The sequence below is a fragment of the Butyricimonas synergistica DSM 23225 genome (assembly GCF_000379665.1).
Lineage (GTDB): Bacteria > Bacteroidota > Bacteroidia > Bacteroidales > Marinifilaceae > Butyricimonas > Butyricimonas synergistica.
This window is the reverse complement of the sequence record NZ_KB903360.1, coordinates 97157-123758: the sequence shown is the minus strand read 5'-3', so window position 1 is coordinate 123758 and position 26602 is coordinate 97157. Positions and strand designations below refer to the sequence as shown.

Genomic DNA, 26602 nt, shown 5'->3' with positions numbered 1-26602 from the left:
ATGATATTTCGATATCGTGCTTTAAGAATGATAAGAAGCATTACCGTCCTCGTTTTCGGGACGGTAATGCTTTTCTCGTGCAAAACGGATATAAAAGAGGTGAATGCTATTGAGGCGGCACGGGCTGGGTTACCTAATATGTCCGGCGAAAACATGGAATTGTTTTATTCCGATTCGGCACGATTGAAATATCGAGTGACGACTCCGCTTTACAACAAGTATGACGAGGAAAATAAAAAATACGATGAATTTCCGAAAGGGATTCACGCCGAGTTGTACGAGAAAGACGGAACGATGGTAGGTGCTATTACTTCGAAATACGCTAAAAAACTGGAAGATGAAATGCTATGGGAATTGCGTGACGAAGTTGTGGTTATCAATTCCGAGGGTAAGAAGTTGGAAACAGAACTTCTTTACTGGGATATGAAGAAGGAGATTGTCTATTCAGACCGTTATACGCGTTTAACCTCGGAAGAGAATATTATCGAGGGGAACAATGGATTCAAGTCCGATCAATCTTTACGAAAACCGGTCTTTAATAAAGTTACCGGAGTCATTGTAGAAAAACAACAACCTTAAATGTCAGTATTAGTAGCTATATTAATTTGTTTGGTGTTGTCTGCTTTCTTTTCGGGAATGGAGATCGCATTCATGGCATCCAATAAATTGCGTATAGAGATCGACAAATCGAATAAAGGTATCACGCAGCGGGTGATCGACCTTTTTATCTCTAATTCGGGGATGTATATTACCACGATATTGGTGGGTAACAACGTGGTTATGGTTGTCTATGGTATTTTCATGTCCGATTATCTCGATCCTCGTTTGGAAAGTTATGGGATTTCGTTAGGATTAAGGTTGATACTAGTGACTCTAATCTCTACTCTCATCATGTTGGTGTCGGGTGAATTCTTGCCGAAAGCGGTTTTCCGGTTGCGCCCGAATTTGTTCCTTCGTATTTTTGCGGTACCCGTGTTTATCTTTTATATTCTGTTTTTCCCGATCTCTTATTTTTCTGTTTGGTTCGGGGGATTGCTGCTTCGGATATTCACGGGGCGGAAGTTGGCAAAAGAAGAAAACCGGGCATTCGGGAAAGTCGATCTAAATAATTTGATTGAGGAAGGGGAAACGGCAGGAGTTGAAAATGAGGACGAACATGATATAAAACTATTCCGCAATGCTTTGGATTTCTCGGAGATCAAATTGCGGGAATGTATCGTGCCTCGCCCGGATATTGTGGCATTGCCGATAGACAGTAGTTTGGATGAATTGCGGAATCTGTTTGTGAAGACCGGACTATCACGGATATTGATCTACCGTGACTCTATCGACAACGTGATCGGTTATGTGCATTCGTCAGCTTTATTCCATCACCCGGAAACGGTAAAGAAAGCTGTAAGTAAGATATTGATTGTTCCCGAAACGATGTCCGCATTGAGGTTATTGAATCTTTTTACGAAGGAACAGAAAAGTGTTGCTGTCGTGGTAGATGAATTTGGGATTACAGCCGGAATGGCAACGATAGAGGATATTATGGAGGAAATCTTTGGGGAGATTGAGGACGAACATGACCGTCTGAACTTGAAAGAGGAGCAGTTGAGCCCGAATGAATTTATCTTCTCCGGTCGGCTGGAAGTGGATTACCTGAACGAGAAATATGATTTGAATTTGCCCGAGGATGAAGAGTATGAAACGTTAGCGGGGTTGATATTGTATTACAATGAAGATATACCCGAGGAGGGGGAACAGATCGAAATCGAGAATATTGTTTTCGAGGTATTAAGCGTCAAGAGCGCCCGGATAGAAGAGGTGAAAATAAAGATATAAAAAGGAGCTTTTTAAAGCTCCTTTTTTGTATGTTTCAGCATATCGTCAAAATGCCGGATGTTGTCTTCGTGATCCCTGTGGCAGATCATAAGTACGTCATTATTCTCGGCGATAATCACATTTTCAATACCTTCGATGATGACTTTCTTGTCCTGGGGAACATTGATGATACAACCTTTGGTATCTGTCAGTAACACGTGTTCACTGTTGGATACGTTGTCGTTCTCGTCCTTCGGGCTAATCTCGTGGAATGAATGCCACGTGCCCACGTCAGACCAACCGAACTCTCCTTTCATAACATATACCTTGGAAGATTTTTCCATGATACCAAAGTCGATGGAAATATTCCGGCATTGGCTATAAATATGTGTGATGTTTTCTTGTGAATCGGGGTCTTTAGCGTTCTTGTATTCTTGTTCGAATAGCAGGTAAATATCTTCCAGATAAGTTTTGAATTCCCCGATAATATCTTTCACTTTCCACACGAATATTCCGGCGTTCCACAAGAAATCTCCGGATGATAGAAACACTTTTGCCAATTCGATATCCGGTTTTTCTGTGAAAGTCTTTACTTTAGAAATGAATTCAGAGAATTTGTTTTTCTTAATTTGAATATACCCGTATCCGGTTTCCGGTCTGGTCGGTTTAATCCCGATCGTGAGCAATCCGCCGAATTGTTCCACGAAGGCAAGACCTTTTTGTATGTTGTCGACATAAACGGCATCGTTACTGATAAAATGATCGGAAGGGACAACGACCATATTAGCGTCCGGGTTGATCCGGGCAATCCGGTATGCCGCATATGCGATACAAGGGGCAGTGTTCTTCCCGAATGGTTCTTTTAAAATATTCTCGCTTGGGATTTCCGGAATTTGTTCTTTGGTTAGTTCTTCATAAGCAGCACCCGTGACAATAAAGATGTTTTGGGTTTCAAAGATTTGGTTTGCTCGTTCGAAGGTTTGGCGAAGAAAACTTTTCCCGACGTTCAGTATGTCACAAAATTGTTTCGGACAGGCTTTAGTGCTTACGGGCCAAAAGCGTTTCCCCAATCCTCCGGCCATAATAACGCAATACGAGTTCTTATTCATTTCTAGTTATAAGTTTAAAATTAAATTTCATCTTATTGTTGTCGAAATTAGTAATAAATCCGTGAATAATTTCTATTTTTACGATAAAATTTGAAGAAGGAGGACAAGGAGGGTCTTATATAAGGAGTTAATGCAGATGAAAGCTTTAAATAGGATAGGGGAGTACATATTGTTTATGGGGCGGATGTTCACCAAGCCCGAGAAGAAGAGAGTATACTTGAGAGAATTAGTCAACGAGTTGGAGAAACTGGGGCTGAATTCTATCGTGTTGGTGGTGATAATCTCTTTTTTCATTGGAGTCGTGTTGACTTTGCAAACGGCTTACAATATGTCCAGTCCTCTGTTGCCCCGTTATTTGATTGGTTATCTTACCCGGGAAACCTTGTTGTTGGAATTTTCTTCCACCATCGTGAGTTTGATTCTTGCCGGAAAGATCGGGAGTAACATTGCTTCCGAGATCGGGAGCATGAAAATCACGGAACAGATAGAGGCTTTGGAAGTGATGGGAATAAATTCTGTATCTTATCTCGTGGGACCTAAAATTGCGGCAGCATTAATTGTTAATCCTATTCTTTACATATTCAGTGTTTTTATCGGGATTATCGGGGGTATCCTCTCGGGTATCGCTACCGGGGTGGTCAATTATGACGATTACATCCACGGGCTTCATTTTTCATTTAATCCTTATTACGTGACTTACTCGATCATCAAGACCTTGTTCTTTGCCGTGATATTTACATCGATTCCTGCGTTTTACGGGTATTCCGTACAGGGTGGAGCTCTGGAAGTCGGTAAGGCGAGTACGAAAGCGGTTGTCGATAGCAGTATCGCGATCTTGCTTATTAACGTGATATTAACCAAAATATTATTGTAATGATACGGGCGGAAGGAGTATGTAAATCATTTGATAAAAAGCAGGTATTGTTTGATATAGATGCCGTGTTCGAGCCGGGTAAGGTGAATATGATTATCGGAAAAAGTGGTTCGGGAAAAACTGTTTTGTTGAAATCTTTGATTGGTTTACACACGATCGATGCGGGAAAGATATTTTATGACGACCGGGATATTACAGTGATGGATTCCAAGCAATTGAAGGAAATCCGGAAAGAATTGGGCGTGGTCTTTCAAGGTGGCGCTTTGTTCGATTCTCTTTCCGTCATGGAAAACGTGAAATTTCCCTTGAATTTGTTCTCTATGATGACCGAGAAAGAAAAGGTCGAACGTGTCCTTTTCTGTTTGAACCGCGTGAATCTTGAAAACGTCGAGAACCTCTATCCTGCCGAACTTAGTGGAGGTATGAAGAAACGGGTTGCCATAGCGAGGGCTATCGTGTTGCAGCCGAAATACCTGTTCTGTGATGAGCCGAACTCCGGGTTGGATCCCTTGACCTCTATCGTTATTGATAATTTGTTGTCGGAGATCACGCACGAGTATAACATGACCACGGTGATTAACACGCACGACATGAACTCCGTGTTCGAGATCGGGGAAAAAGTGTTGTTTATCCACGAGGGGCATAAGGAGTGGGAAGGTTCCAACGAGAATATCATGTACTCTGACAACCAGGCTCTCAACGAGTTTCTTTTCTCATCTAAACTGAATAAATTGGTACGGGAAAAATTAAGAAGAAAATGCTAGAAACAAAAAGACAAAAGGGAATGAAACATATTATATGGGTATTCGTGATTGCCGTTTCTGTCGTTGCCTGCACGAAGAAAGTGGCGTTGAATAAAGACCAGTTTACGGCTTTGCTGATCGATATGCATATGGCGGATGGCGTGTTGAAAATTGCTAATCCGGAGCATCGTGACGAAAAAGACAATTATTTATATTATAACGACCTGTTTAAAAAGTATGGAATCACTCGGTCGGATTTCGACTCCTGTCTGAACTATTACTCCAAGAACTTCACGGCGTTCAACCGGATGTATGATGCGGTAATCGATACGCTTAATCGTCGGCAGACTCAGAAAATGCGGATATTGAGTCAATTTACGAAAGACGATACGATTAATTTATTCTCGGGCTACACGATGACTGTGGCGGATACGATACGTCCGGATTCCACGAACCCGAAAGCACCGAAGAAAGATTCGGTCGTTTATGCCGAGCGTGTCGTGAAGGCGGACACGGTACATTTTGATAAACGGAATCAATTCGTGCTCGTTGAGGTGGATAGCATTGTGCCGGGTATGTATAATTTCTATACCGCCTTGAAGTGGAACCGGCGGATCCAGGGAAGGAGGTCTTATATACGGTCTTATTTCTTGTCTGCCGAAAACGACACGTTGAAAGTTCGGGATATACCTGTCAGCACGTATGATTCTATCCGTATGCGGGACTATAATTGGAGTCATTACGTGAAGGATTCTATATATACGAAATTAGTCGTGAAGATAGTGGATAGCGAAATCGATAAAAGGGCAAAAGTAAAGACAAAAGAGATAGACGGTTGGGTAACGAATACCCGTTTGAACCGGGTGTACGTGGGTGACAATAGAAAAAAACAATTGGAGAAAGAGTATGATATCCCTACCTCGGTTCAGAGAAGACCGGATGCAAGGAAAAAATAGAGTTTAGGATTTAAGATGCGAAAGATAGCAGCTAATTATATACTGTTACCCGGGTTTGAATTGATACACAACGGCTACGTGGTGTTGGAGAATGAGCGTGTTGTGGAGGTCGTGGATACCGGTGGAGTGATAAGGGAGATCCCCTGTCTTGAGTTTTACGGAGGAATGATTGTTGCCGATTTTATACGGGAAGAAATCGTGTGGCAGGAAGGAGATCATATCCTGGAAAAAGTAAGGGATTGTTATTCCGGTCGGGGCGGGAAAGGTTTGGCGATTATTCAAGGTGCGGACTTTTCTCGTTTTTCTTGGATGAAAGATACCCGTATTTCCAAGCTAAGATAAATTAAAACCAAAATAAATAAAGGATGAATAAAATCGTATTGACTATTACTTTTTTGTTAGTAGGCTTCATGTTGCAGGCAGGACCGCTGTGGATGCGTTACCCGAAAATTTCACCTGACGGGAAGCAAATTGTATTTAGTTATAAAGGAGATATTTATATCGTTTCCTCGGAAGGGGGAGTGGCTCGCCAGTTGACGACTCACCCGGCATACGAATCTCACCCGGTTTGGTCGCCGGATGGGAAGCAGATTGCTTTCACGAGCGATCGTTTCGGAAATTTCGATATATTCGTGATGCCAGCCCGGGGAGGTGAAGCTCGTCGGGTAACCACCAATTCGGCGAGAGAGATCCCCTACACGTTTACGCCCGACGGGAAAGAGATCGTTTATAGTGCTCAAATCCAAGATCCCGCCCAAAGTGCGTTGTTCCCGAAGGGGGCTTTGACAGAATTGTACGCCGTATCGGTAAACGGCGGGCGTTCCCGGCAAGTGTTGGCTACTCCGGCGGAAGAGATTTGTTTTTCCAAATCCGGGGATATGTTCTTGTATCAGGATTGCAAAGGAGGAGAGAACGAGTGGCGGAAGCATCATACTTCTTCCATCACCCGGGATATTTATCGTTATGACATGAAAAGCGGTAAGCATACCCCTCTGATTAGCCGGGCGGGAGAAGATCGTTCGCCTGTTTTATTTCCCGATCAGCAAACCGTTTATTTCCTAAGCGAAAGGGGTGGTTCTTTCAACGTGTATTCTTTTCCTTTGAATAAGCCGTCTGAGGTGAAAGCGGTAACTTCTTTTAAAACACACCCGGTGCGTTTCCTGAGTATTGCCGACAACGGTCGTCTTTGCTTTGGGTACGACGGGGAGATTTACGTGAAGGATGCGCAAGGAAAACCCGTAAAAGTGAAAGTCGATATTATCGGCGACGAGGGGAAAAATAATGTAGCCTCTTTGCGCTTCACTTCCGGTGCGACGAGTGCGGCGGTATCTCCGGACGGGAAACAGGTAGCAATGATTATCCGGGGGAATGTGTTCGTGACTTCTTCAGATTACACGACAACGAAACAGATCACCACCACGCCGGAACAAGAGAAATGGTTGAGTTTTGCCCCGGATAACCGGACGATAGCTTATGCCAGCGAACGGGGTGGAAACTGGAATATCTATACGGCAAGGATAGCCCGGGATGAAGAAGCTAATTTTCCCAATGCCACGTTAATCGAGGAAGAAGCCGTGTTGCCCGCTTCCACGAAAGAACGTTTTGCCCCGCAATTCTCCCCGGACGGGAAGGAATTGGCGTTCATTGAAGACCGCACGAAATTGATGGTTGTGGACTTGAAAACCAAAAAAGTCCGGCAGGTGGCGGACGATAAATATCAATACCGCACTGGGGACGGCTTCACGTACACGTGGTCGCCCGATGGGAAATGGTTTGCCGTGGAAATCATCGGAAACCGCCATGACCCGTATAGCGACATCGCTATCGTGAAGGCTGACGGGAGCGGGGAAATGGTAAATTTGACGAACAGCGGTTATTTTGACAGCAATCCCCGCTGGGTGCTCGATGGAAATGCCATTCTTTTTGCCAGCGAACGTTATGGAATGCGTAACCACGCCTCTTGGGGGTCCTTGCAGGACGTGATGATAGTCTTTATGAATCAAGATGCGTATGATAAATTCCGTTTGAATAAAGAACGCTATGAGTTGTTGAAAGAGGAAGAAAAACGAATAACGGCAGCCGAGGCAAAAGGCAAAAAAGAGGATAAAAAGGAAGATGCCAAAGCGGATAAGAAAGAGAAGAAAGACATTGAGGTCGAATTGAAAGATATTGAAGACCGGGTGATGCGCCTGACTCCCAATTCTTCTTCTTTGGGTGATGCCATCTTGAGTAAATCCGGGGATAAGCTGTATTATATGTCTTCCTTCGAGGGCGGATATGATCTGTGGGTAAGCGACCTGCGGGCGAGAAGTACCCGGGTAATGCATAAGTTGAACAGCGGATGGGCTTCCCTTGAGATGGATAAGGACTGCAAAGAGTTATTCTTGCTAGGTAGCCGTGGAATGCAAAAAATCAACCTGGCTTCCGAGAAAAGATCACCAGTCGCTTATTCCGCCGAGATGGAAATGGATTTGGCAGCAGAGCGGGCGTATATGTTCGACCGGGTGCGCCGCCAAGAGGCGAAGCGTTTCTACACGAAAGATATGCACGGAGTGGATTGGGCAAAATTGACAAAGGAGTACGAGAAATATTTACCTTATATCAATAATAACTACGACTTCTCCGAGATGTTGAGCGAGTTGCTGGGCGAGTTGAACGTGTCGCACACGGGTTCCGGTTATCGTTCCGGCGGGAATGGAGATGCTACCGCGGAGTTAGGGTTGTTTTTGAATCCGGATTACAAGAAAGACGGTTTGTTGATTGATGAAGTGATCGAGAAAGGACCTTTCGATCATGCCCGTTCCAAGGTAAAAGCCGGGATGATCATCGAGAAGATCGACGGTCAGGAGGTGAAAGCGGGAATGGATTACTATCCTTTGCTGAATAACAAGTCGGGCAAACGGGTGTTGGTGTCTGTTTACGACCCTTCAACAAAAAACCGTTGGGAAGAAATTGTCCTCCCGATAGGAAAAGGAGCCCTTAACGGCTTACTATACAAACGTTGGGTAAAACAACGTGCTGCCGACGTGGATCGTCTTTCCGGTGGTCGGTTGGGATACGTGCATATTTCCAGCATGGATGACCCGAGTTTCCGTTCCGTGTATTCAGATATTCTTGGTAAATACAATGACCGGGAGGGAATAGTTATTGACACGCGTTTCAACGGGGGCGGACGTTTACACGAGGATATAGAGATATTATTCAGCGGCAAAAAATATTTCACGCAGGTAGTTCGCGGTCGGGAGGCTTGCGATATGCCTAGCCGCCGTTGGAACAAACCGTCCATCATGTTAACCTGCGAGGCGAATTACTCGAACGCGCACGGTACGCCTTGGGTGTACAAGCACCAGGGACTGGGACGTATCGTCGGGATGCCTGTGCCGGGCACGATGACCAGCGTGTCTTGGGAATTTCTGCAAGACCCGTCGCTTTTCTTCGGGATCCCTATCGTGGGGTATCGTTTAGATGACGGGAGTTACCTGGAAAACCAGCAACTGGAACCGGACGTGAAGATTGCCAATTCGCCTGAAAAGATCATCCAAGGTGAAGACGAGCAGCTAAAGAAAGCGGTAGATGAATTGTTAAAAGACATCGATAGCAAAAAATAAAAACAGAGCGGCAGACCAAAGGGATAAAAGGTCTGCCGCTTCTTTTTACCGGAGAGCTTTGAGTTTCCGGTCTTGCATGATGAATAATGTTTTATTGTCGTTTAGTCCAGAATATAAAAGGTTTGTGTGCCTGTTTTCTTTTAAGTATTTTGCGGTCTGTGGGGTAAATTGTATACGTGTGCCTTCGGGCAAATAAACAAGAATTTCCACTCTCTGCGCCCTCCATTTATCATTCAGTTGAGCGTAATTATCGAATCGTAGGGTATCGTTTCCGTACGTGTAGTCAAAAGTTACACTTTTCCAGTTTGGCTTGTTCTCGTGGGTACAATACCGCACGACGATTGCACCTTTGTTATTGTGAGAAGGGTAGACTGTAAAATGAGGTTTAAATACTCGGTTTTCATCGAGTTGAACTACTTCTTTTCCTGTATAGTATATTTCCACGGGAACGGTGTAGCGATCATTCACTTGAACCGTGAGCGTTTGGGACTTATCTAGTTGTAAACTTTCTTCATAGTCTTTTGTCTGTGGAGTCCAAGTCGATCCTTCGCTAATTCCCACGGAGATAACCATAACTAGACCGATGAGCCATCCGACGAGGGCAAAAAGGGCGATCGCCTTGTTGTTGCTCTTGAAGGAGAACAACAATTTGATCGCCATGAAAATGACCATGATAATAGGAATTCCCAATAGGAACAGTATTCCGATTTTGCAAAAGACTAGGTTTGTTGTCGAGAGGGCATAACTTATTCCCATGTAGCTGTCGCCCCACGGATACCAGTGAGGTAAAAATAGGGCGGAAAGCAGCGAGAACAAGGAAAATATACCACCGGCAAAGAGTATCATTCCCAAGAAAATGACAACAATTCTAGCCACGATTCGTAATGCTTTCGTGATGCCTCTCCCGACATAATTGACGTATTTAGTTCCTTTGCTGTTTTTGACCTCTTGGTATTCTTCTTTGAACGAACGTTCTATATTAGAGACGTTTATGTCTTGTCCTTTCATCTCCAGTTTCTGCATTGCCGTTTTTGCCTTGGGCACGGCAATCCATAAGATAATATACACGATAAAGAATATCCCGTAATAGAACGTCATAATGACAAAACATACCCGGAGCAACAAGGGTGAAATCCCCCAGTAGGCAGCCATTCCCCCGGCAACACCCCCGAGAACCCGGTTGTCCGGGGAGCGGTATAATTTTTTCCCTTGTTTGGGAGTCGTCTTTTGAGGCTGTTCATCCTCGTCGATAATATCGGAAGGGGAACCCATCGTGGCGATCACCTGTTCGACATCATTGATGGTGATTACTTCCCGGTATTGTCCTTTCAGGTATTCCGTGAATAATTCGCCGATGCGGTTTTCGATATCGTCCATGATTTCGTTTCCGTCTTCTTCCCGGGAGTAGTATGTATTGAGCGTGTTGATGTAAGTCTGCAACTTATCCAGAGCGTCATCATCAATATGGAAAATCTTTCCGCTAAGATTAATCGTGTATGTCTTCTTCATGATCGTGGAATTTAGCTATTATGGTTTTCTTTAATGTTGTTCACGGCAGCGGTCAGTTCATTCCAGGATGTTTCCAGTTCTTTGAGGAATTCCCGTCCCGTTTCCGTGATGCTGTAATACTTGCGTGGTGGACCTTGTAATGATTCCTCCCAGCGATATGAGAGCAGTCCCGTGTTTTTGAGGCGGGTCAGCAAAGGGTAGATCGTGCCCTCGACAACGATCATCCGGGAAGACTTCAGTCTGCTGATTATATCCGGCACGTAAGCGTCCTTCTGTGCGATAATCAGCAAGATACAGTATTCCAGAATCCCTTTTCTCATTTGAGCCTGTGTGTTCTCGATATTCATATCTTGATTTGTTTAGTTTTGCATGACAAAGATATGAATAAAAAATAGTATTATGCAATACATAGTACTATAAAAATAATAAGAATTATTCGTTTTTTATTTGTGATGCATTGATATTCATTTGATTAGTGTGTTTATATTTTTTGTCGCGAAAAAATAGACTGTATTGTGATGAATTTTGGAGGGCAAGTCGTTTCGAGGCAAACGTTTTCGTTGATTTTCCCTGAAAATAAGGCGTTAAAGTGAATATTATAATTTAACTTTGCTAATCGTTTAGAAGATAAGAATAAGAATAAATAAAGTAGATATGAAAAAAGTATTGTTGATGATATTGGATGGTTGGGGTATTGGTAAACACGACCATTCAGACGCGATCGGGAGTACGCCGACCCCGAATATCACGGGGTTGGCAAGTTGTAATCCTCGTTCATTACTTTACACGAGTGGTGAAAATGTAGGTTTGCCGGATGGACAAATGGGTAATTCCGAAGTCGGGCACTTGAATATCGGTGCGGGACGGGTTGTTTATCAAGACCTGGTAAAGATCAACCGGGCTTGCCGTGACCACTCGATCGCTCAAAATCCCGAGATCGTGAAAGCGTTCACTTACGCCCGCGAGAAGGGGAAACAGATACATTTCATGGGATTGGTTTCCAACGGGGGGGTGCACAGTTCTCTGGATCATCTTTTCGCCCTTTGCGATTTGGCGAAAGAGTTCGGCGTGGAGAAGGCTTTTGTTCATTGTTTTATGGACGGGCGTGACACCGATCCCAAGAGCGGGAAAGGTTTTATCGAAGAATTGGAAAATCACATGAAACAATCCGGAGGACGGATCGCTTCCATCATCGGGCGTTATTACGCCATGGACCGGGACAAACGCTGGGAACGCGTGAAAGAGGCTTACGATTTGATCGTGAAAGGCGTGGGAACTCCGGCAACCGACCCCGTGGCAGCCATGCAGGCTTCCTATGACGCGGGCGTGACCGACGAGTTCGTGAAGCCGATAGCGTGTGTCGACGAGGCGGGTAAACCGTTGAGCACGATACAGGAGGGCGATGCGGTGATCTTCTTTAACTTCCGTAACGACCGGGCAAAGGAATTGACGATCGTGTTGACCCAGGAAGACATGCCGGAGTTCGGTATGAAGACCCTGCCATTGCACTATTGCACGATGACTCCTTATGACGCTAAATTCAAGGGATTGCATATCCTTTTCGATAAAGACAACGTGGTGAATACCATCGGGGAATATATTTCCAGTCAGGGGTTGAAGCAATTGCGTATCGCCGAGACGGAGAAATACGCGCACGTGACTTTCTTCCTGAATGGCGGGCGGGAGGAACCTTTCGAGGGTGAATCCCGTATTCTGGTGCCTTCTCCTAAGGTGGCTACTTATGACTTGCAACCCGAGATGTCCGCTCCCGTCGTGACGGAAAAGATCGTGGAGGAGTTGAACAAGGGGGAGGTCGATTTTATTTGCTTGAATTACGCTAATGGCGATATGGTGGGACACACGGGCGTGTACGAGGCGATACAGAAAGCGGTTGCCACTGTAGACGAGTGCGTGGGGAAAACGGTCGCCGCTGCCCGCGCCAACGGCTATGACGTGCTTATCATTGCCGATCACGGGAATGCCGACAATGCCGTGAACGAGGATGGAACGCCCAATACGGCACACTCGCTGAACCCCGTGCCTTGTATCTGGGTGACCGATTCGAAATGCGATCATTTGCGTGACGGCGTGTTGGCGGATGTCGCTCCCACGGTGTTGGCTATCATGGGACTTCCACAGCCTAAAGAGATGACGGGTAAATCCTTGTTGGTTTAAACATATAGAATACCACAATTTGCAACTAGTGGAAGGGGAGGTAAGTTAATTCTCGAATTAACTGCCTCCCTTATTTGTTTTTACACGGGTAGCCTTTGAGTTGATATTTTTCCTCCCGTTTTCAAGGAGAGTTCCCAGAGTATTCAGTAATTTTAATTGTATAAATCATAGATATATAAAGTATTTTCTCTGTATTAACTTTTATTTAATTTCTATTAAAATACTATTAATTTCCTTTTATAATAGGTTTTGAATAGGAGATGAATAGGAGTTGAATGGGAGATGGTATAAAGTAAGTATAATAGATATAAAACAATAATATATGTTATTTAACTTATCTCTAGCTAAACACGAGAGAAATAGGGATAAGATTATTGTAACTTTGAAAAAACATTTTCAATTTTGTACTTTCAATTTTCAATTAAAATATGATACAGATAGGAGATACAATTATAAGCCTTGATATTTTCGAGAAGAAGTTTTGTTGTGATTTGGCGGCATGCAAGGGCGTGTGTTGTGTGGAAGGAGATTCCGGGGCTCCATTGGAGGAACAAGAGGCAGAGTTGATCCGGGAGAATTACGAGAAGATTAAGCCGTACATGAAGCCGGAGGGCAGGGCTGCTGTTGTGGAGCAGGGATTCTCTGTGGTCGACATGGAAGGCGATCTGGTGACCCCGTTGATCGGGGGACGGGAATGTGCCTACGCGATAGAAGAGGGGGGAAGTTGCTGGTGTGCTATCGAGAAATCGTGGAGCCGGGGCGAAAGTAGTTTCCGGAAACCTATCTCGTGTCATTTGTACCCGATCCGGGTGAAGCAGTACCAGAATTACGAGGCAATGAATTACGACCAATGGAAGATATGTGACTGTGCCAGGCTGAAGGGTGAGCAAGAGGGAGTTCCGGTGTACGTATTCCTGAAAGATGCCTTGATCGCGAAATACGGGGAGGAATGGTACGAGCAGTTGTGCTACGCAGCCCGGGAGATCGAAACGGGAAAAATTAAATTCCGACGATAAATTTTTTGTGGCTTTTCTTTGCGAGAAACGAAACTTGTTCTATCTTTGCAGCGCAAAAGCAAAATGGTGGATGTAGCTCAGTTGGTTAGAGCGTCGGATTGTGGTTCCGAAGGTCGCCGGTTCGAACCCGGTCTTCCACCCTCTCACGAGAAAGCGGAGAATGAAAATTCTCCGCTTTTTACATCTCTTCTAGTTTGAAGCCACCATTCTTCTTTAATGGATGTACGCCTGTTTTCTAGGTATATCGCCCGAGATCCGTGTTATAAACGGGACCTCGGTATCAAGGAGTGAATTTAACGAGTGGCAATTCCGATATTACCCATCTCGTCGAACATATCCCGGTGTTCGTTGCCCCACGTGTCCATCATGCGGTTAATGGGTACGAGCGATTCGCCGAGTTTCGTCAGAAAGTATTCTGTTTTCATTGGTACGGTGTCGTGGACCACGCGCTTCACGATACCCGTGGCTTCCAATTCGCCGAGTTGTTGCACTAGCACACGCCTTGTTGCACCTTTTATTGCACGTTGAAATTCCACGGGACGATGAATGCCTTTGGTCATACAGTTAATCAGGTAGGGTTTCCATTTCGCTCCCATGACATATTGCGTGATCGTCACGCCGCAATCCAAATCTATCGGGGGTATCTTGTATTCGTACATATTTGTTCGTTATATCCTTTATGTGTCGCGAAAATACGTAATTCCCCCGATATGAAAAAAGAATCATACTGTGATAAATTTATCACATATTGCAGGTAGATAGTCGTTTATCTAATTTTGTCGTCAATAAAAACAGTGAACGTATGAAAAGATTATTAACCGTGGGATTGTTTGCAATCCTCACAATAACATTCTGTATGGCTCAAGTTAATGAAAAGGAAATCCTGTCGGACGAATTGTGCGACAAACTGTGTGCTGCGGCACGTGAAAAGAGTAAAGAATTAGGTATCGACATTAGTTTTGCCATCGCGGATCGTCACGGGTTGCCTCGCGTGTATCGTCGGTACGGAAACGCACTGGTATTGAGTATAACTCTCGTGCCGGGCAAGGCATACACGGCTGCCGTGACGCGATGCAAAACAAAAGATGTGGCAGTCGTGGCAGCCGAAGGAGCTCCATTGATGGGGATTCAGTCCAATGATCCGCGTATAACTCTTGTGGCAGGCGGCTATCCGCTGTTTGTGAATGGGAAGATTGTCGGTGCAATCGGCGTGGGCGGCGGCACGGAGGCGCAGGACTGTGAGATTGCCGAATATGTTGTGGCGGTATTCGAAGAGTTGACGAAATAGAATCATAGTTGTGATGAAATGATTCGTCGCGCGCGTCTTAGTTACTAGGGTGCCGCGTCCTTGAAACTATGGAGGTGTTTTGACACGCCTCCTTTTTGTGTTTCTGCACGTTTTGCTGGAAATCAGTAAAAGTTATACTTCTATCCGTAATTTGGATAGTGTCGGCGTGATTATACATGGCTAATTTTGTATCAGTAAAATAATAGATACAAAAGCATTTTATCATGAAACGAATTCTTTTTTTCCTCTTGGCGCTATCGGCTATTATGTTGATAACTGCTTGCAGTAAAAACGATGATTTCGATCCGGACAATCAAAACTCGGATGAAATACAGTATGACGGCAACCGCAAAATTCTTGTATCTTATTTCTCGGCGACAGGCAACACGGGGCGATTGGCGGAACAAATCATTGCGGCAACAGGTGCAGATGCTTTCCGCATCGAGGCGGCGGAGCCGTACGCGGCAAATCCGTATGATGACAGTGACTGGATACAAAACGAATCGTATAATAACTTGCGTCCTGGCGTGGCAGCCCTTTTGGATAATATGGAAAAGTACGATGTGATTTTTATCGGCTCGCCAATCTGGTGGCACAATCCGGCAATGGTGGTCTGTACGTTCCTCGAGAGTTACAATCTCTCGGGAAAAATCATCGTTCCGTTTTTTACTTATGGAGCCACGACGTATTTGCAGCAATCTCTTGATAAGATTTACGAGGTCACCCCGGAATCCCTTCATTTGGACACTTATTCGGGCAGTGGCAGCGTGGAGGATTGGTTGCGGGGCATTCATATCATTGAATAAAGAGATCGGAATATGGATACAGGTAATAAAATGACAAGGCGGGATGCCTTGAAACGGATGGGGGCTGCAGTAGCAAGCGTGGCGATAGCTTCGTCTGGGATACTTTCACTGGTTTCCTGTGAAAAGAAAGGGAAGCGTGTTATCCTATATTTTACCGGCACGGGAAATTGCCTCTATGTTGCGCGGCAGTTGGCGGGAGATGGCGGTGAACTTCTGAGTATTCCGCAACTGGTGAAACAGAAGCGGTTCGATATCGAGGCAGATGAAATAGGTAGCGTTTATCCTATTTATGGGCATATGCCGCCAAATATGGTTCGCCAATTTATCAAGAAGGTGCGGTTGAAAGCGGATTACAAGTTTGCAATCTTGACATACGGCAATCGAAAGTGCAATGCGGTGGAAATATGGGATGAAATATCCAGACAGGCTGGGACGCGATTCGATTATATAAATACACTCATCATGGTGGATAACTGGCTACCCAATTTTGACATGAATGAGCAGATATTGATCGATAAGCATATTCCGGAGAATTTGTATAAGATAGCGACTGATCTCGCGGGGCAAAAACGATGGCACGAACCTGTTACTGGGGAGGAAAGACGACAGCATGAGGAGTTTCTGGAACGGACGGGTATAGATCCTTCGACGGGTTTTGTCTTGAAAAGCGAGAAATACTTCACGGTGATTGATGGCTGCATCGGTTGTGGTGCTTGTGTATCGGTTTGTCCACGTGGTAATTACGAGCTTACTTCTCAGGGTGTGAAGATGCAGGGAGAGTGCGAGTTCTGTTTCGCCTGCATACAGAACTGCCCACAGAAGGTAATCCGGTTTGCCAAAAACGAAAATGACCCGTTCCTGCGGAATGGGGAGAAAAATCAGAATGCACGATATCGCAATGAACATGTTTCGCTGATGGACATCAAGCGGGCGAACTGGGTTATACAGCGAAGCAATTATTTTACGGGGTGGCTTAAACCGGGGATGTTGTGATGGATAAATTGAAGATTTAAATGATTGAATAAATGAAAGATTTTAATTTCAGAAACGATACGAAGCTTTTCTTCCGCAATGATATACGGGAGGTTGTCGCTGAAGAGACCAAGGGGCACAAGGTGATGTTTGTTTATGGCGATGGGTCTGTAAAACGAAACGGTTGCCATGATGATGTTGTCCGAACTTTGAACGAAAATGGTGTTCCTTTCGTGGAATTTGGGAATTCTTCGAGAGAATTCCCGAAAATACAGGAAGGAATCCGATGGGCAAAAGCAAATGATGTAACCATGATTATCGGAGCGGGAGGAGCGAGTGTGATGGACAGTGCCAAACTGATGGCTTTCGGCTTCTTTCATGAATTTGATCTTTGGGACTACGTGAAAGGCAAACAGCCATACGGGCTGAAACGTCTTTCGCTTGCGTTGATTCCCACTTATCCTTCCAGCGGCTCCGAGAACGGCCTTGGGGCTGTGTCTGTTGACTCGAGAACTGGAGATTTCGGAACGGCATACGGTATTGCTGCCGACTACGCGATTCTTTGCCCTAAATATTCTCTGACTTTGGATAAGGAGATGACTGCCTACACGGGACTTGTGACGCTGGTTCAATTGTCGGCGTGTATCCTTGGGGACAGAAACAGGATGTCATACGACGCGGGGATTTCATACATCAAGAATGTGCTTGAAGCGACAAAGACCTTGCAGAAATACCCGGAAGATCTTGATGCAAGGGGTATCATTATGATGGGAGCCTCGCTATCCACTTCATCCAGAATGGGAATAGGGAAAGAGGATTCTTTCGCTTACGATATTTACGAATTGGAGTTTCTGCCGGAAAATTTATTTGGTAGCTCCTATCGCAGAAGTCTGACGTCTGTCTTCCCGAGATTCCTTAAGGCAATGGGAGTGTATCATGCAGAAGACATCGGGAAGTATTATTTCGACGCATTCGATTTTGATTCGTCTATCGAGGAATCCTCCCGTAAATTGATTGATTTGTTTTCCAGTCTTGGGGTGGATATGTATTGTGATGGTGAAATCACCCGCAAACAAGTCGATAATATCCCGTGTCATACAAAATTGAATGGGGATGAGGTGTTTGAATTAATGAATGCATTGATTAGGCAGAAATAACCATTACAGCTCACGATGACCATTATACTGCCTTTGCGACCGCGAGCCTGCTTGTCGGTAATTTTGTTGATTAAATTACTTCCGTGGCTGGGGTGAGGGAAAATACGATAACTTCTTCCCTGTTTTTTTGTATTGAGCGGAATTATGTCTATTTTTACACAATCGTTGACGAATCGATGATTGTGAGTATAAATTATTAATAATTAGGAATAAATAGATGGCAACAGACAAATTTTTGTGGAGACACATAGGACCGCGTCCGGAGGATATCGAGGATATGCTCAAGGTGGTGGGTGTCAGTTCTCTTGACGAGTTGATAGAGCAAACCGTACCCGAATCAATCCGTTTGAAGAAAACGTTGGATTTACCGGCTCCTCTTACCGAGTTCGAGTTTTTCTCTCGGATCAAGGCGGTAGCTTCAAAAAATAAATTGTACAGGACGTTTATCGGGCAGGGATATTATGACACGATTACTCCTGCCGTGATTCAACGGAATATTTTGGAAAATCCGGCGTGGTACACGTCGTACACTCCCTATCAGGCTGAGGTTTCCCAAGGTCGTTTGGAGGCTTTGTTGAATTTCCAGACGATGGTGGTCGAGTTGACCGGGATGGAGATTGCCAACTGTTCGTTGCTGGATGAGGCTACGGCTGCTGCTGAAGCTATGACCATGATGTATGGTTTGCGAGGCAAGGAGATGAAAAAAGCTGGAGCGAATAAATTGTTCGTGGATAACCAAGTGTTCCCGCAGACGAAGGACGTGTTGATTACCCGTTCAGCCCCGCAGGGAATAGAGTTGGTTTATGGTGATTACGATACATTTGAGTTTACCCCGGATGTGTTCGGTGCTATCGTGCAATACCCTGCCGCTAACGGTGAAGTGCGGGATTATAAAGCTTTTGCCGAGCGTGCGCACGCTAACGGTGCGCTGGTGACTGCTGTCGCTGACATGATGAGTCTTGTGTTGCTGACTGCCCCGGGAGAATGGGGTGCCGACGTGGCTGTGGGTACAACCCAGCGTTTCGGTATCCCGATGGCTTACGGTGGTCCTCATGCCGCTTACATGGCAACGAAAGAGGAGTACAAGCGTAATATCGTGGGACGTATTATCGGTGTAACGATTGATGCACAGGGAAATCATGCTTTGCGTCTGGCTTTGCAGACCCGCGAACAACATATCAAACGGGAGAAGGCTTCTTCCAATATTTGTACTGCCAAGGCGCTGAACGCCACGATGGCAGGTTTCTATGCCGCTTATCACGGGCGTGAGGGATTGGAGCGTATCGCTCGTCATATCCACTCGGCTGCCGTGACTCTGGCTGAAGAAATCCAGAAGTTGGGTTACAAGTTGAAGGTGGAGAAATTCTTCGACACGCTTCGTTTCGAGTTGCCGGAAGGTGTTACTCAAGAGGCTGTGCGTGATGCCGCTTTGGAACAGGAGATGAACTTGTTCTATTGTGATTGTGGGTGTGGAAAAGTAGTTGGTTTGTCTACTGACGAGAAAATCAACGAGGAGGAAATCAACACGTTGATTGGTATTTTTGCCAAGGCTGCCGGAAAGAGTGCCGAGCGTGTCGAGTTTATTGATGACCGCACGGTGTTGGAACCCGCGATGTTGCGTGAGGATGAGATTTTGACGCAATCCGTGTTTAATATATATCACTCGGAAACCGCTATGATGCGTTACATGAAGAATCTGGAGAGAAGAGATATCTCTTTGGCTACTTCCATGATCTCGTTGGGTTCTTGCACGATGAAGTTGAACGCCGCCGTGGAGATGTTGCCTATTACTTGGCCGGAGTTTGGCGGTTTGCATCCGTTTGTTCCGCTTTCTCAAGCAGAAGGCTACCAACAGATGATCCGGGAAACGGAGGAAATGTTGTGCAAGGTGACCGGTTTTGCCGGATGTAGTTTACAGCCTAATTCGGGTGCTGCCGGAGAGTACACCGGGTTGATGGTGATTCGCCAATATCATATCGCTAGAGGGGAAGGACACCGGAACGTGATTTTGATTCCCGCTTCCGCTCATGGAACGAATCCGGCTTCGAGCACGATGGCTGGTTTCAAGATTATCGTGACGGCTACCGACCCGGAAGGAAATATCGATGTGGAGGATTTCCGCAAGAAGGCTATCGAGCATCGTGATAATCTGGTGGGTGCTATGATCACTTACCCGTCGACTCACGGTATTTTCGAGGAGTCGATCAAGGAGTTGGCGGATATTATTCACGAGAATGGCGGTTTGTTCTACATGGACGGTGCTAACATGAATGGGCAATGCGGTTTGACAAACCCCGGTACAATTGGTGCTGACGTGTGTCATTTGAATTTGCACAAGACGTTTGCTATGCCTCACGGTGGTGGTGGTCCCGGTGTAGGTCCTATCTGTGTGGCTCCTCACCTGGTGAAATTCTTACCGTCGCACACGATGGTGAAGACCGGTGGTGACGAGGGTATTCATGCCGTTGCTGCCGCTCCTTACGGTTCTGTGGGTATGTTGCCCGTGACTTATGGTTACCTGCTGATGCTGGGTGGCGAAGGTCTGGAAATGGTGACTAAGATGGCTATTTTGAACGCTAACTATTTGGCTTCTTCATTCGAGAAGTTGGGCTTCAAGATTCTATATAAAGGTAAAAAAGGTCGCGTAGGTCACGAGATGATCTGGGATTGCAATATGTTCAACAAAGAGTACGGAATTTCCGAGTTGGATATTGCCAAGCGTTTGATGGACTTCGGTTTCCACGCTCCTACTTTGTCATTCCCTGTTCACGGGACGTTGATGGTTGAACCGACGGAGAGCGAGCCGAAAGAGGAATTGGATCGCTTTATTGCGGCATTGACCACGATTCGTGAGGAGATGATCGAAGTGGGCGAGGGTAAGGCTGACAAGACGGACAACGTTTTGAAGAATGCTCCCCACACGCACAAGGTGTTAACGGCAGACGAATGGTCTCACGCTTACCCGCGTAGCAAGGCGGCTTACCCGCTGGCTTGGGTAGCAGAAAACAAGTTCTGGCCGCAGGTAGGTCGTGTAGACGACGGTTACGGTGACCGTAATCTGATGTGTACTTGCGATCCGCTTGAATCTTACGCGGACGAGAATTAGTTTTATAATATAGGAGGGAAGCGTTCTATGAGGTGTTAGAACGCTTCCTCTTTTCTTTTTTTCAATGGAGGACGAGGTTTTGGATCAAGATGCTTTGCTCGATTTGTTAGCACGGCATGATAACCGGGCTTATCAATATTTGTATCAGTGTTACTACGTGGCGTTGAAATCTTTGGCAAATTATTACGTGAAAGATAATGACGTGGCGGAGGACTTGGTTCAGGATTCTTTTGTCTCGATGTTGGAGAGCGGATACACGTTCAAGACCGTGAATGAGGTGAAATATTTCTTGTATAGTTCACTGAAAAATAAGTGTATCAGCCATTTCAGAAAACAGAAGGTGCGGGATAAATACTATCAGGAGATTTTGTCCTCGCAGACGGAAGAAGAACACTTTTGGGATAAGGTGTTGGAGGAAGACGTGTATGCCCGGCTGATGGCTGCCATCGATACGTTGCCGCCTCAATGCAAAATGGTAATGATGTTGACCCTTGAAGGATTGACGGGGACGGAGATTGCCGGGAAACTGAATATTTCGTTGGATACCGTGAAGGAACACAAGAGTAGCGGTAAAAAGAAGTTAGCCGCCCAATTGAAGGACGGTGAACTGCTTTGTCTGATCGGGTTGCTATGGTTCTGATGTGATAAATTATTTTGTTCGGAATTCGTCTTTCTTGCCCGAGAGCAATTTGTTTTTATTTTTTCTTCTATTTTTGGGGGTTTCGTACCCCCCCTTAAATAAAACTTGTGCGTTTTATATATGTAATTGAGTTTAGAATGTGATTAAACGTTCCTTTATTACTCGTTGAGTATTACTTTTTACATTGGAATACGACTTTTTCTTAAGGCGTTTGTAATTAGTGTTTTCCAATATGATTGCATGTTTGGCATTAAGGCATTTTGAATGTCTTTTTATACTATTAATAAAGGAACGTTTAAAGATATAGGTAAAAATGTGATTTTATGGAACATAATAGAGAAATATTATTTGAGATTTCTGCATTGATTTATAAAAGTTTATCCGGAGATATAACACGTGAAGAACAGTTAATGTTGGATGCGTGGAAAAATGCTTCCGAACGGAATCTAGAGTTGTATGAAAAGATATGCTCTGATAAGGTAATGCAGGATAAGATAAAGCTATATAGCGGTAGTAATGTGCAGACCGCATTCGATTCTTTTATCCGGAGGAGAGAGAAAAAGAATACGCGTAGGCGTTTGGTCGTGAGAATCTCACGTTATGCGGCTATTATTGCCTTGCCTTTATTTGTTGTTTTGTTTTATTTTAATCGGGCAGAGATAGGCGACGGATTGTTGGAGTTGTCGGAGAACACGGTGCCGGTGAAAAGGAATGCTCCGGTGTTGACGCTTTCTAACGGGCAGGAAATGATCCTTTACAATCAGGATATAACGTTGAACGAGGAAAATGGCGTGCGGATCACGATGAAAACGACAGGAGGAATGCAATATAATACTTCGGATTCAACAAAATCGGAAATGGTGTACAACACGTTGACGACACCATCGCAATGTGATTTCACGTTTACGCTGGCGGATGGGACGAGAGTATGGTTGAATGCTAAATCGTCATTGCGTTATCCGGTTGCGTTTACCGGTAATGAGCGTGTCGTGTATGCCGAGGGAGAGATTTACCTGGAAGTGGCAAAAGACCGGAAGCATCCGTTTTTCGTGGTGTTGAATGGGATGAAGGTTGAGGTGTTGGGTACTTCATTCAATATTAATTCTTATGCCGATGAGAATTTTGCAGAGGTTACTTTGGTGGAAGGGCACGTTGCGGCGCACGTGGATGACGATAGCTATGATTTGTTGCCGAATCGCCAATTGCGTTGGGATAAGGAAAATCAAAGCGTGGATATAAAGATGGTAAACGTGAATGATTATATTGCGTGGAAGGAGGGACACTATATTTTCAAGGGAAGGATGTTGTCGGAAGTGGCGAAAGTGTTGCAACGTTGGTATGACGTGGAGGTCGTTTTCGAGGATGAAGAAAGTGCCAAGGTTATTTACACGGGAGTGGTTTACAAGGAAGAGAATTTTGATGTTTTTATTCAACGGCTTAGAGAGACGTCATCTTTGTCGTGTAGAATGGAAGGAGATAAATTATACGTGAAGTAATTTTATTAAATACTTAAATCAGTTTGTATGAGAAAATTTCTAGTATTGGGATGTTTTTTAATGTCCGCTGTCGGACTTTTGGGGCAAAATAAAATGCCGCAGGAGAGTGAAGGGTGCGTGGTGCGAGGGGTGTTGGATGGTGTTTACAAGGGAAAGAAAGTATATTTGGTAGAAGAGGAGGAAATTAACGGGGCGTCGAAGGTGATCGATAGTTGCGAGGTCGTGGATAATCGCTATACTTTTAATATTAAAGATGTGGCTGTGCCAAGAATGTATTTCATCAAGAGCGGTGATCCGGAATGCTTGAGTCCAATCTCTCCTTTCTGGGTGGAAAAAGGAATCGTGAATATCCGGGCAAATTCGCAATTTTTTATGAATTGTAATGTGGCAGGAACAGCTAATAATGAAATATTCTATGCTTATAATGCAGAGGTAAGGCACATTATGGACAGTGTGCGCCGGGTGGCTAACATCGATGTGTTACTGGATCGGAATCAGACTCCGGAAGCCCAGGACAGAGCTTTTAAGGCTCGTACCGATTTTCACAATCGTCGGTCGCTGGAATTGCAGGAGGAATTGGTAAGACGTTATTATGACCAAGCGATTGCGCCATTTATGATTTTTTGGGAGATGAAGGCGAATGTGTCGCTTGACAAGTTGAAGGAGTTGCGTGGAGTGGTTGCCCCGAGTTTGAACGGGCATCCTTATACAAAGCAGTTGGATGAGTATATCCGTTTGGCTGAGTTTAAGGTGGGAAGTGATATGCCGGATTTTAAATTGCCGGATAAGGATGGGAAAGATTTCACACTTAGCAGTTTGAGGGGGAAATACGTGCTAGTGGATTTCTGGGCATCTTGGTGTGGTCCGTGTATGCGGGAAATGCCTAACGTGGTGAAATTGTACAAGGAGTGCAAAGGGAAAAATTTTGAGGTCGTGGGAGTGTCCCTCGATAAGGAGAAAAACGCGTGGTTAAATGCCGTGAAAAGTAATAAGATGCAATGGATTCAAGTGAGTGACTTGAAAGGCTGGGCAACGCTTCCCGTGAAGTTATGTAACGTGTCGGCTGTGCCATACACGGTTCTAGTAGATCCGGAGGGAAAAGTGGTGGCTCTCGACCTTCGGGGTGAAGAGTTGATCAAGAAGGTAAAAGAGATCGTGGGTAAAAAATAATAATTTGTGATATGAAACATATATTTGTTTTAGTTGTAGCGTGTTTGTGGTCAGCCTGGGTAATCGGACAAGAGAAAGAGGTGGAGGGATACGAGATTCGTGGTATATTGGAGGGAAAGTACAAAGCGAATAAAGTGTATCTGGTGGAAGAAGACGAAATACAGGGTCCGTCGAGGGTGATTGATAGCAGCGAGGTAGTGAATAACCGTTATACATTCAAGGGACCGAAGGTTGATCGCGTGAAAATGTATTTTATTAAAAGCGGAGATCCGGATTGTTTGAGCCCGATTACTCCATTTTTCCTAGAGAATGGAGTGATAAATATCCGGTCGAATTCGGAGTTCTTTTTGAATGCAGAAGCTAAAGGAACGATCACGAATGATATTTTCGGTTTTTATAATGCTTTGATAAAGCATCTTGAGGATAGTTCGATGCGTGCATTTTTACTGGAGAAAAAACTGTATGGAGAACGGGATTACGAGTATGAAAATGCCGAATTCAAGCGCCGTACGGCTCATGGCAAACAAAGAAATCTGGATATACTGAAGGATATGGTGAAAATGTATCCGGATCAAGTGACGGCGCCGTTCTTTATTTACTGGGGAATGAGATACCAGTTGCCGTTGGAGGAATTGAAAGTTATGCGCACGGCGATTGATTCGAAATTGAACGAACACCCTTACACGAAACAATTGGATGAGTTTATTCGTTTAGCTGAATTCAACGTGGGAAGCACTATACCTGATTTTACTTTGCCCGATCAGAATGGCAAGATGGTAAGTGTAAAGGATTTCAGGGGAAAATATGTATTGATTGATTTCTGGGCTTCATGGTGCGGACCGTGCCTGAGGGAGATGCCTAACGTGGTGAAGCTGTACAAGGAATGTAAAGGGAAAAACTTCGAGATTTTGGGAATTTCCCTGGATAAAGATAAGAATGCTTGGACGGCAGCTGTGAAGAAAAATGGGATGAAGTGGGTACAAGTGTGTGATTTGAAGATGTGGGGAACGGAACCCGTGAAGTTGTGTAACGTGAGAGCCGTGCCTTATACGGTGTTGATCGATCCGGAGGGGAAAGTGGTAGCCTTGAATTTGCGGGGAGAGGAATTGATAGCGAAGGTAAAAGAGATTGTAGGAAAAAAATAAACGAAAGTTATGAGAAGGATAATATTAGCTTTACTCTTGGGATGTATTTTTATACTTCCCGCGGGTGCGAAGGGTAAAATGACTTATATCACTGCCGAGATTCAGGGATATAATGGGGATATGGTTTATTTTGATTTCATGGAGAAAGACGGGATAAATGCGGAACTCCCTTACCAAGAAAACCAGTTGATGGAAATAGCGGTGGAGCTGGATGATATTACGATGTTGAGGATCAATACATGGATTTATGTTTGCCTGCAACCGGGGGATAGTATTCATGCCAAGATCGTGTATGATGGGAAATATCATAAAACAGCCGAATACACGGGCACCCCGCAGGCTGTCGCTATCGCTACCGCATTGCAGGAAATAAGGGCTGCTCGACGAGCTGCCGGGTATAAGGCAAATATGCCTGCGGCACTCGTGACGTTAGTGGAAGCGAAAGATTATTACGCCCAGACGTTGTCTGAATGGAAAAAAGAGATCTGTATTCTGGATCAGGTGAGAGATCGGATTTCTCCTGGGGTATATAATAATGTATTGTCGGAATTGGATGGGGTTTTTCTGACGAATCTGATTAACTACCCGTATGCAAGTGCAGGTTTCCACAAGAAGAAAATTCAGGATTGTTTGGCTGACGGATACTGGGATGTGTTGAACGATTATAAACCGAGAGGGGATAAAGCTTCGCTAAGAAACCGGGGGTATATGTCGTTTCTCACGACTTATAAAGATTATATGAGGCGAAAGGAAGCCGGTAATAAGGCAGAAGGGTTTACCCCGAATAAATCGTTGGAAGACGAATATGCCGATCTTGCTGATTTTTATGATGGTTCTTTGAGAGATGCGGCGTTGTTTGTCTTTTTGTACAATGCGATAGCAAATAACGGTGATTTCGATAGACTCGATAAATTGAGAAAGGATTACTTGAAGAAGTATAATAAGGATAAGGAGTATAAAAAGATTCTTGCGCAAATCATGAAATAAAAGTACGGGGAGTACTAGCGATACTCCCCATTACTTGAA

23 protein-coding genes and 1 tRNA gene are annotated in these 26602 nt (G+C 44.7%); 20 read left to right on the top strand and 4 right to left on the bottom strand.

The genetic code is table 11. The features are described 5' to 3' along the window. Window positions 1–579: an LPS export ABC transporter periplasmic protein LptC gene (gene lptC / locus A3CY_RS0108925; protein ID WP_018337570.1), complete on the top strand. Its 579-nt coding sequence runs from the start codon at window positions 1–3 to the stop codon at window positions 577–579. Continuing rightward, window positions 580–1827, top strand: a complete 1248-nt coding sequence (locus tag A3CY_RS0108920; RefSeq protein WP_018337569.1) for a hemolysin family protein — start codon at window positions 580–582, stop codon at window positions 1825–1827. Window positions 1828–1838: 11 nt separating this feature from the next. On the opposite strand, the gene A3CY_RS0108915 is transcribed toward A3CY_RS0108920, so the two are convergent. Then, complete coding sequence (locus A3CY_RS0108915; protein WP_018337568.1) at window positions 1839–2915, bottom strand: mannose-1-phosphate guanylyltransferase; 1077 nt, start codon at window positions 2913–2915, stop codon at window positions 1839–1841. A gap of 136 nt (window positions 2916–3051) precedes the next feature. Between A3CY_RS0108915 and A3CY_RS0108910 the strand changes: the two genes are divergently transcribed. Genes A3CY_RS0108910 through A3CY_RS0108890 form a run of 5 tightly spaced genes read left to right on the top strand, consistent with a single transcriptional unit; the run spans window position 3052 to window position 9096 of the window. Beyond that, window positions 3052–3789, top strand: coding sequence for an MlaE family ABC transporter permease (locus A3CY_RS0108910; protein WP_026207472.1), 738 nt, complete (start codon window positions 3052–3054; stop codon window positions 3787–3789). Then, window positions 3789–4553 (top strand): ABC transporter ATP-binding protein, encoded by a 765-nt coding sequence (locus A3CY_RS0108905; protein ID WP_018337566.1) that lies wholly within the window; start codon window positions 3789–3791, stop codon window positions 4551–4553. Before A3CY_RS0108910 ends, A3CY_RS0108905 begins: the two co-directional genes overlap by 1 nt. Window positions 4554–4573: 20 nt before the next feature. Further along, entirely contained in the window at window positions 4574–5488 is a 915-nt protein-coding gene (locus A3CY_RS0108900) for a DUF4296 domain-containing protein (protein WP_169503602.1), read from the top strand. Between the two features lie 15 nt (window positions 5489–5503). Then, window positions 5504–5830 carry a hypothetical protein gene (locus A3CY_RS0108895; protein ID WP_018337564.1) on the top strand — a complete coding sequence of 109 codons (327 nt, stop codon included), beginning with the start codon at window positions 5504–5506 and terminating at the stop codon, window positions 5828–5830. Window positions 5831–5853: 23 nt separating this feature from the next. Beyond that, entirely contained in the window at window positions 5854–9096 is a 3243-nt protein-coding gene (locus A3CY_RS0108890; protein ID WP_018337563.1) for a S41 family peptidase, read from the top strand. 45 nt (window positions 9097–9141) lie between these two features. Here the strand turns inward: A3CY_RS0108890 and A3CY_RS0108885 are convergent, their stop codons facing one another. Next, window positions 9142–10605, bottom strand: a complete 1464-nt coding sequence (locus A3CY_RS0108885; protein ID WP_018337562.1) for a PspC domain-containing protein — start codon at window positions 10603–10605, stop codon at window positions 9142–9144. A gap of 11 nt (window positions 10606–10616) precedes the next feature. Next, window positions 10617–10952, bottom strand: coding sequence for a PadR family transcriptional regulator (locus A3CY_RS0108880; protein ID WP_018337561.1), 336 nt, complete (start codon window positions 10950–10952; stop codon window positions 10617–10619). Window positions 10953–11259: 307 nt separating this feature from the next. Here A3CY_RS0108880 and gpmI point away from each other — a divergent pair, with 307 nt between their 5' ends. The 3 genes from gpmI (at window position 11260) to A3CY_RS0108865 (ending at window position 13937) form a co-directional block, all read left to right on the top strand. Beyond that, entirely contained in the window at window positions 11260–12780 is a 1521-nt protein-coding gene (gene gpmI / locus A3CY_RS0108875) for a 2,3-bisphosphoglycerate-independent phosphoglycerate mutase (RefSeq protein WP_018337560.1), read from the top strand. A gap of 428 nt (window positions 12781–13208) precedes the next feature. Then, the gene (locus A3CY_RS0108870) at window positions 13209–13796 is read left to right on the top strand and encodes a DUF3109 family protein (protein WP_018337559.1); all 588 of its coding nucleotides are present in this window, start codon (window positions 13209–13211) and stop codon (window positions 13794–13796) included. 65 nt (window positions 13797–13861) lie between these two features. Then, a tRNA-His gene (locus tag A3CY_RS0108865) sits at window positions 13862–13937 on the top strand. Window positions 13938–14089: 152 nt separating this feature from the next. Here the strand turns inward: A3CY_RS0108865 and A3CY_RS0108860 are convergent. Further along, on the bottom strand, window positions 14090–14455 hold the full coding sequence (locus tag A3CY_RS0108860) for a winged helix-turn-helix transcriptional regulator (protein WP_018337558.1): 366 nt from the start codon (window positions 14453–14455) through the stop codon (window positions 14090–14092). Between the two features lie 143 nt (window positions 14456–14598). Between A3CY_RS0108860 and A3CY_RS0108855 the strand changes: the two genes are divergently transcribed. The 10 genes from A3CY_RS0108855 (at window position 14599) to A3CY_RS0108810 (ending at window position 26563) form a co-directional block, all read left to right on the top strand. Beyond that, window positions 14599–15084 carry a GlcG/HbpS family heme-binding protein gene (locus tag A3CY_RS0108855; RefSeq protein ID WP_018337557.1) on the top strand — a complete coding sequence of 162 codons (486 nt, stop codon included), beginning with the start codon at window positions 14599–14601 and terminating at the stop codon, window positions 15082–15084. A 224-nt stretch (window positions 15085–15308) separates the two neighbouring features. Then, complete coding sequence (locus A3CY_RS0108850; protein ID WP_018337556.1) at window positions 15309–15890, top strand: flavodoxin; 582 nt, start codon at window positions 15309–15311, stop codon at window positions 15888–15890. Window positions 15891–15902: 12 nt separating this feature from the next. Continuing rightward, window positions 15903–16883 (top strand): EFR1 family ferrodoxin, encoded by a 981-nt coding sequence (locus A3CY_RS0108845; RefSeq protein WP_018337555.1) that lies wholly within the window; start codon window positions 15903–15905, stop codon window positions 16881–16883. A 32-nt stretch (window positions 16884–16915) separates the two neighbouring features. Beyond that, entirely contained in the window at window positions 16916–18019 is a 1104-nt protein-coding gene (locus A3CY_RS0108840) for an iron-containing alcohol dehydrogenase (RefSeq protein WP_018337554.1), read from the top strand. Window positions 18020–18236: 217 nt separating this feature from the next. Then, a complete protein-coding gene (gene gcvP / locus A3CY_RS0108835; RefSeq protein ID WP_018337553.1) occupies window positions 18237–21125 on the top strand; it encodes an aminomethyl-transferring glycine dehydrogenase in 2889 nt (962 codons plus the stop codon). Between the two features lie 64 nt (window positions 21126–21189). Beyond that, window positions 21190–21765, top strand: a complete 576-nt coding sequence (locus tag A3CY_RS0108830) for an RNA polymerase sigma factor (protein ID WP_018337552.1) — start codon at window positions 21190–21192, stop codon at window positions 21763–21765. 323 nt (window positions 21766–22088) lie between these two features. Then, window positions 22089–23261: a FecR family protein gene (locus A3CY_RS0108825; RefSeq protein WP_018337551.1), complete on the top strand. Its 1173-nt coding sequence runs from the start codon at window positions 22089–22091 to the stop codon at window positions 23259–23261. Between the two features lie 27 nt (window positions 23262–23288). Continuing rightward, window positions 23289–24431, top strand: a complete 1143-nt coding sequence (locus A3CY_RS22000; protein WP_240388140.1) for a TlpA disulfide reductase family protein — start codon at window positions 23289–23291, stop codon at window positions 24429–24431. A gap of 11 nt (window positions 24432–24442) precedes the next feature. Beyond that, window positions 24443–25576 (top strand): TlpA disulfide reductase family protein, encoded by a 1134-nt coding sequence (locus A3CY_RS21995; protein WP_051082711.1) that lies wholly within the window; start codon window positions 24443–24445, stop codon window positions 25574–25576. 9 nt (window positions 25577–25585) lie between these two features. Continuing rightward, the gene (locus A3CY_RS0108810; RefSeq protein ID WP_026207470.1) at window positions 25586–26563 is read left to right on the top strand and encodes a hypothetical protein; all 978 of its coding nucleotides are present in this window, start codon (window positions 25586–25588) and stop codon (window positions 26561–26563) included. Window positions 26564–26602 lie beyond the last annotated feature (39 nt).

Excerpts from the sequence above, each read along its gene's own strand:
- lptC (WP_018337570.1), top strand. The coding sequence starts at position 1 with ATGATATTTCGATATCGTGCTTTAAGAATGATAAGAAGCATTACCGTC.
- A3CY_RS0108920 (WP_018337569.1), top strand. The coding sequence starts at position 580 with ATGTCAGTATTAGTAGCTATATTAATTTGTTTGGTGTTGTCTGCTTTC.
- A3CY_RS0108915 (WP_018337568.1), bottom strand. The coding sequence starts at position 2,915 with ATGAATAAGAACTCGTATTGCGTTATTATGGCCGGAGGATTGGGGAAA.
- A3CY_RS0108910 (WP_026207472.1), top strand. The coding sequence starts at position 3,052 with ATGAAAGCTTTAAATAGGATAGGGGAGTACATATTGTTTATGGGGCGG.
- A3CY_RS0108905 (WP_018337566.1), top strand. The coding sequence starts at position 3,789 with ATGATACGGGCGGAAGGAGTATGTAAATCATTTGATAAAAAGCAGGTA.
- A3CY_RS0108900 (WP_169503602.1), top strand. The coding sequence starts at position 4,574 with ATGAAACATATTATATGGGTATTCGTGATTGCCGTTTCTGTCGTTGCC.
- A3CY_RS0108895 (WP_018337564.1), top strand. The coding sequence starts at position 5,504 with ATGCGAAAGATAGCAGCTAATTATATACTGTTACCCGGGTTTGAATTG.
- A3CY_RS0108890 (WP_018337563.1), top strand. The coding sequence starts at position 5,854 with ATGAATAAAATCGTATTGACTATTACTTTTTTGTTAGTAGGCTTCATG.
- A3CY_RS0108885 (WP_018337562.1), bottom strand. The coding sequence starts at position 10,605 with ATGAAGAAGACATACACGATTAATCTTAGCGGAAAGATTTTCCATATT.
- A3CY_RS0108880 (WP_018337561.1), bottom strand. The coding sequence starts at position 10,952 with ATGAATATCGAGAACACACAGGCTCAAATGAGAAAAGGGATTCTGGAA.
- gpmI (WP_018337560.1), top strand. The coding sequence starts at position 11,260 with ATGAAAAAAGTATTGTTGATGATATTGGATGGTTGGGGTATTGGTAAA.
- A3CY_RS0108870 (WP_018337559.1), top strand. The coding sequence starts at position 13,209 with ATGATACAGATAGGAGATACAATTATAAGCCTTGATATTTTCGAGAAG.
- A3CY_RS0108860 (WP_018337558.1), bottom strand. The coding sequence starts at position 14,455 with ATGTACGAATACAAGATACCCCCGATAGATTTGGATTGCGGCGTGACG.
- A3CY_RS0108855 (WP_018337557.1), top strand. The coding sequence starts at position 14,599 with ATGAAAAGATTATTAACCGTGGGATTGTTTGCAATCCTCACAATAACA.
- A3CY_RS0108850 (WP_018337556.1), top strand. The coding sequence starts at position 15,309 with ATGAAACGAATTCTTTTTTTCCTCTTGGCGCTATCGGCTATTATGTTG.
- A3CY_RS0108845 (WP_018337555.1), top strand. The coding sequence starts at position 15,903 with ATGGATACAGGTAATAAAATGACAAGGCGGGATGCCTTGAAACGGATG.
- A3CY_RS0108840 (WP_018337554.1), top strand. The coding sequence starts at position 16,916 with ATGAAAGATTTTAATTTCAGAAACGATACGAAGCTTTTCTTCCGCAAT.
- gcvP (WP_018337553.1), top strand. The coding sequence starts at position 18,237 with ATGGCAACAGACAAATTTTTGTGGAGACACATAGGACCGCGTCCGGAG.
- A3CY_RS0108830 (WP_018337552.1), top strand. The coding sequence starts at position 21,190 with ATGGAGGACGAGGTTTTGGATCAAGATGCTTTGCTCGATTTGTTAGCA.
- A3CY_RS0108825 (WP_018337551.1), top strand. The coding sequence starts at position 22,089 with ATGGAACATAATAGAGAAATATTATTTGAGATTTCTGCATTGATTTAT.
- A3CY_RS22000 (WP_240388140.1), top strand. The coding sequence starts at position 23,289 with ATGAGAAAATTTCTAGTATTGGGATGTTTTTTAATGTCCGCTGTCGGA.
- A3CY_RS21995 (WP_051082711.1), top strand. The coding sequence starts at position 24,443 with ATGAAACATATATTTGTTTTAGTTGTAGCGTGTTTGTGGTCAGCCTGG.
- A3CY_RS0108810 (WP_026207470.1), top strand. The coding sequence starts at position 25,586 with ATGAGAAGGATAATATTAGCTTTACTCTTGGGATGTATTTTTATACTT.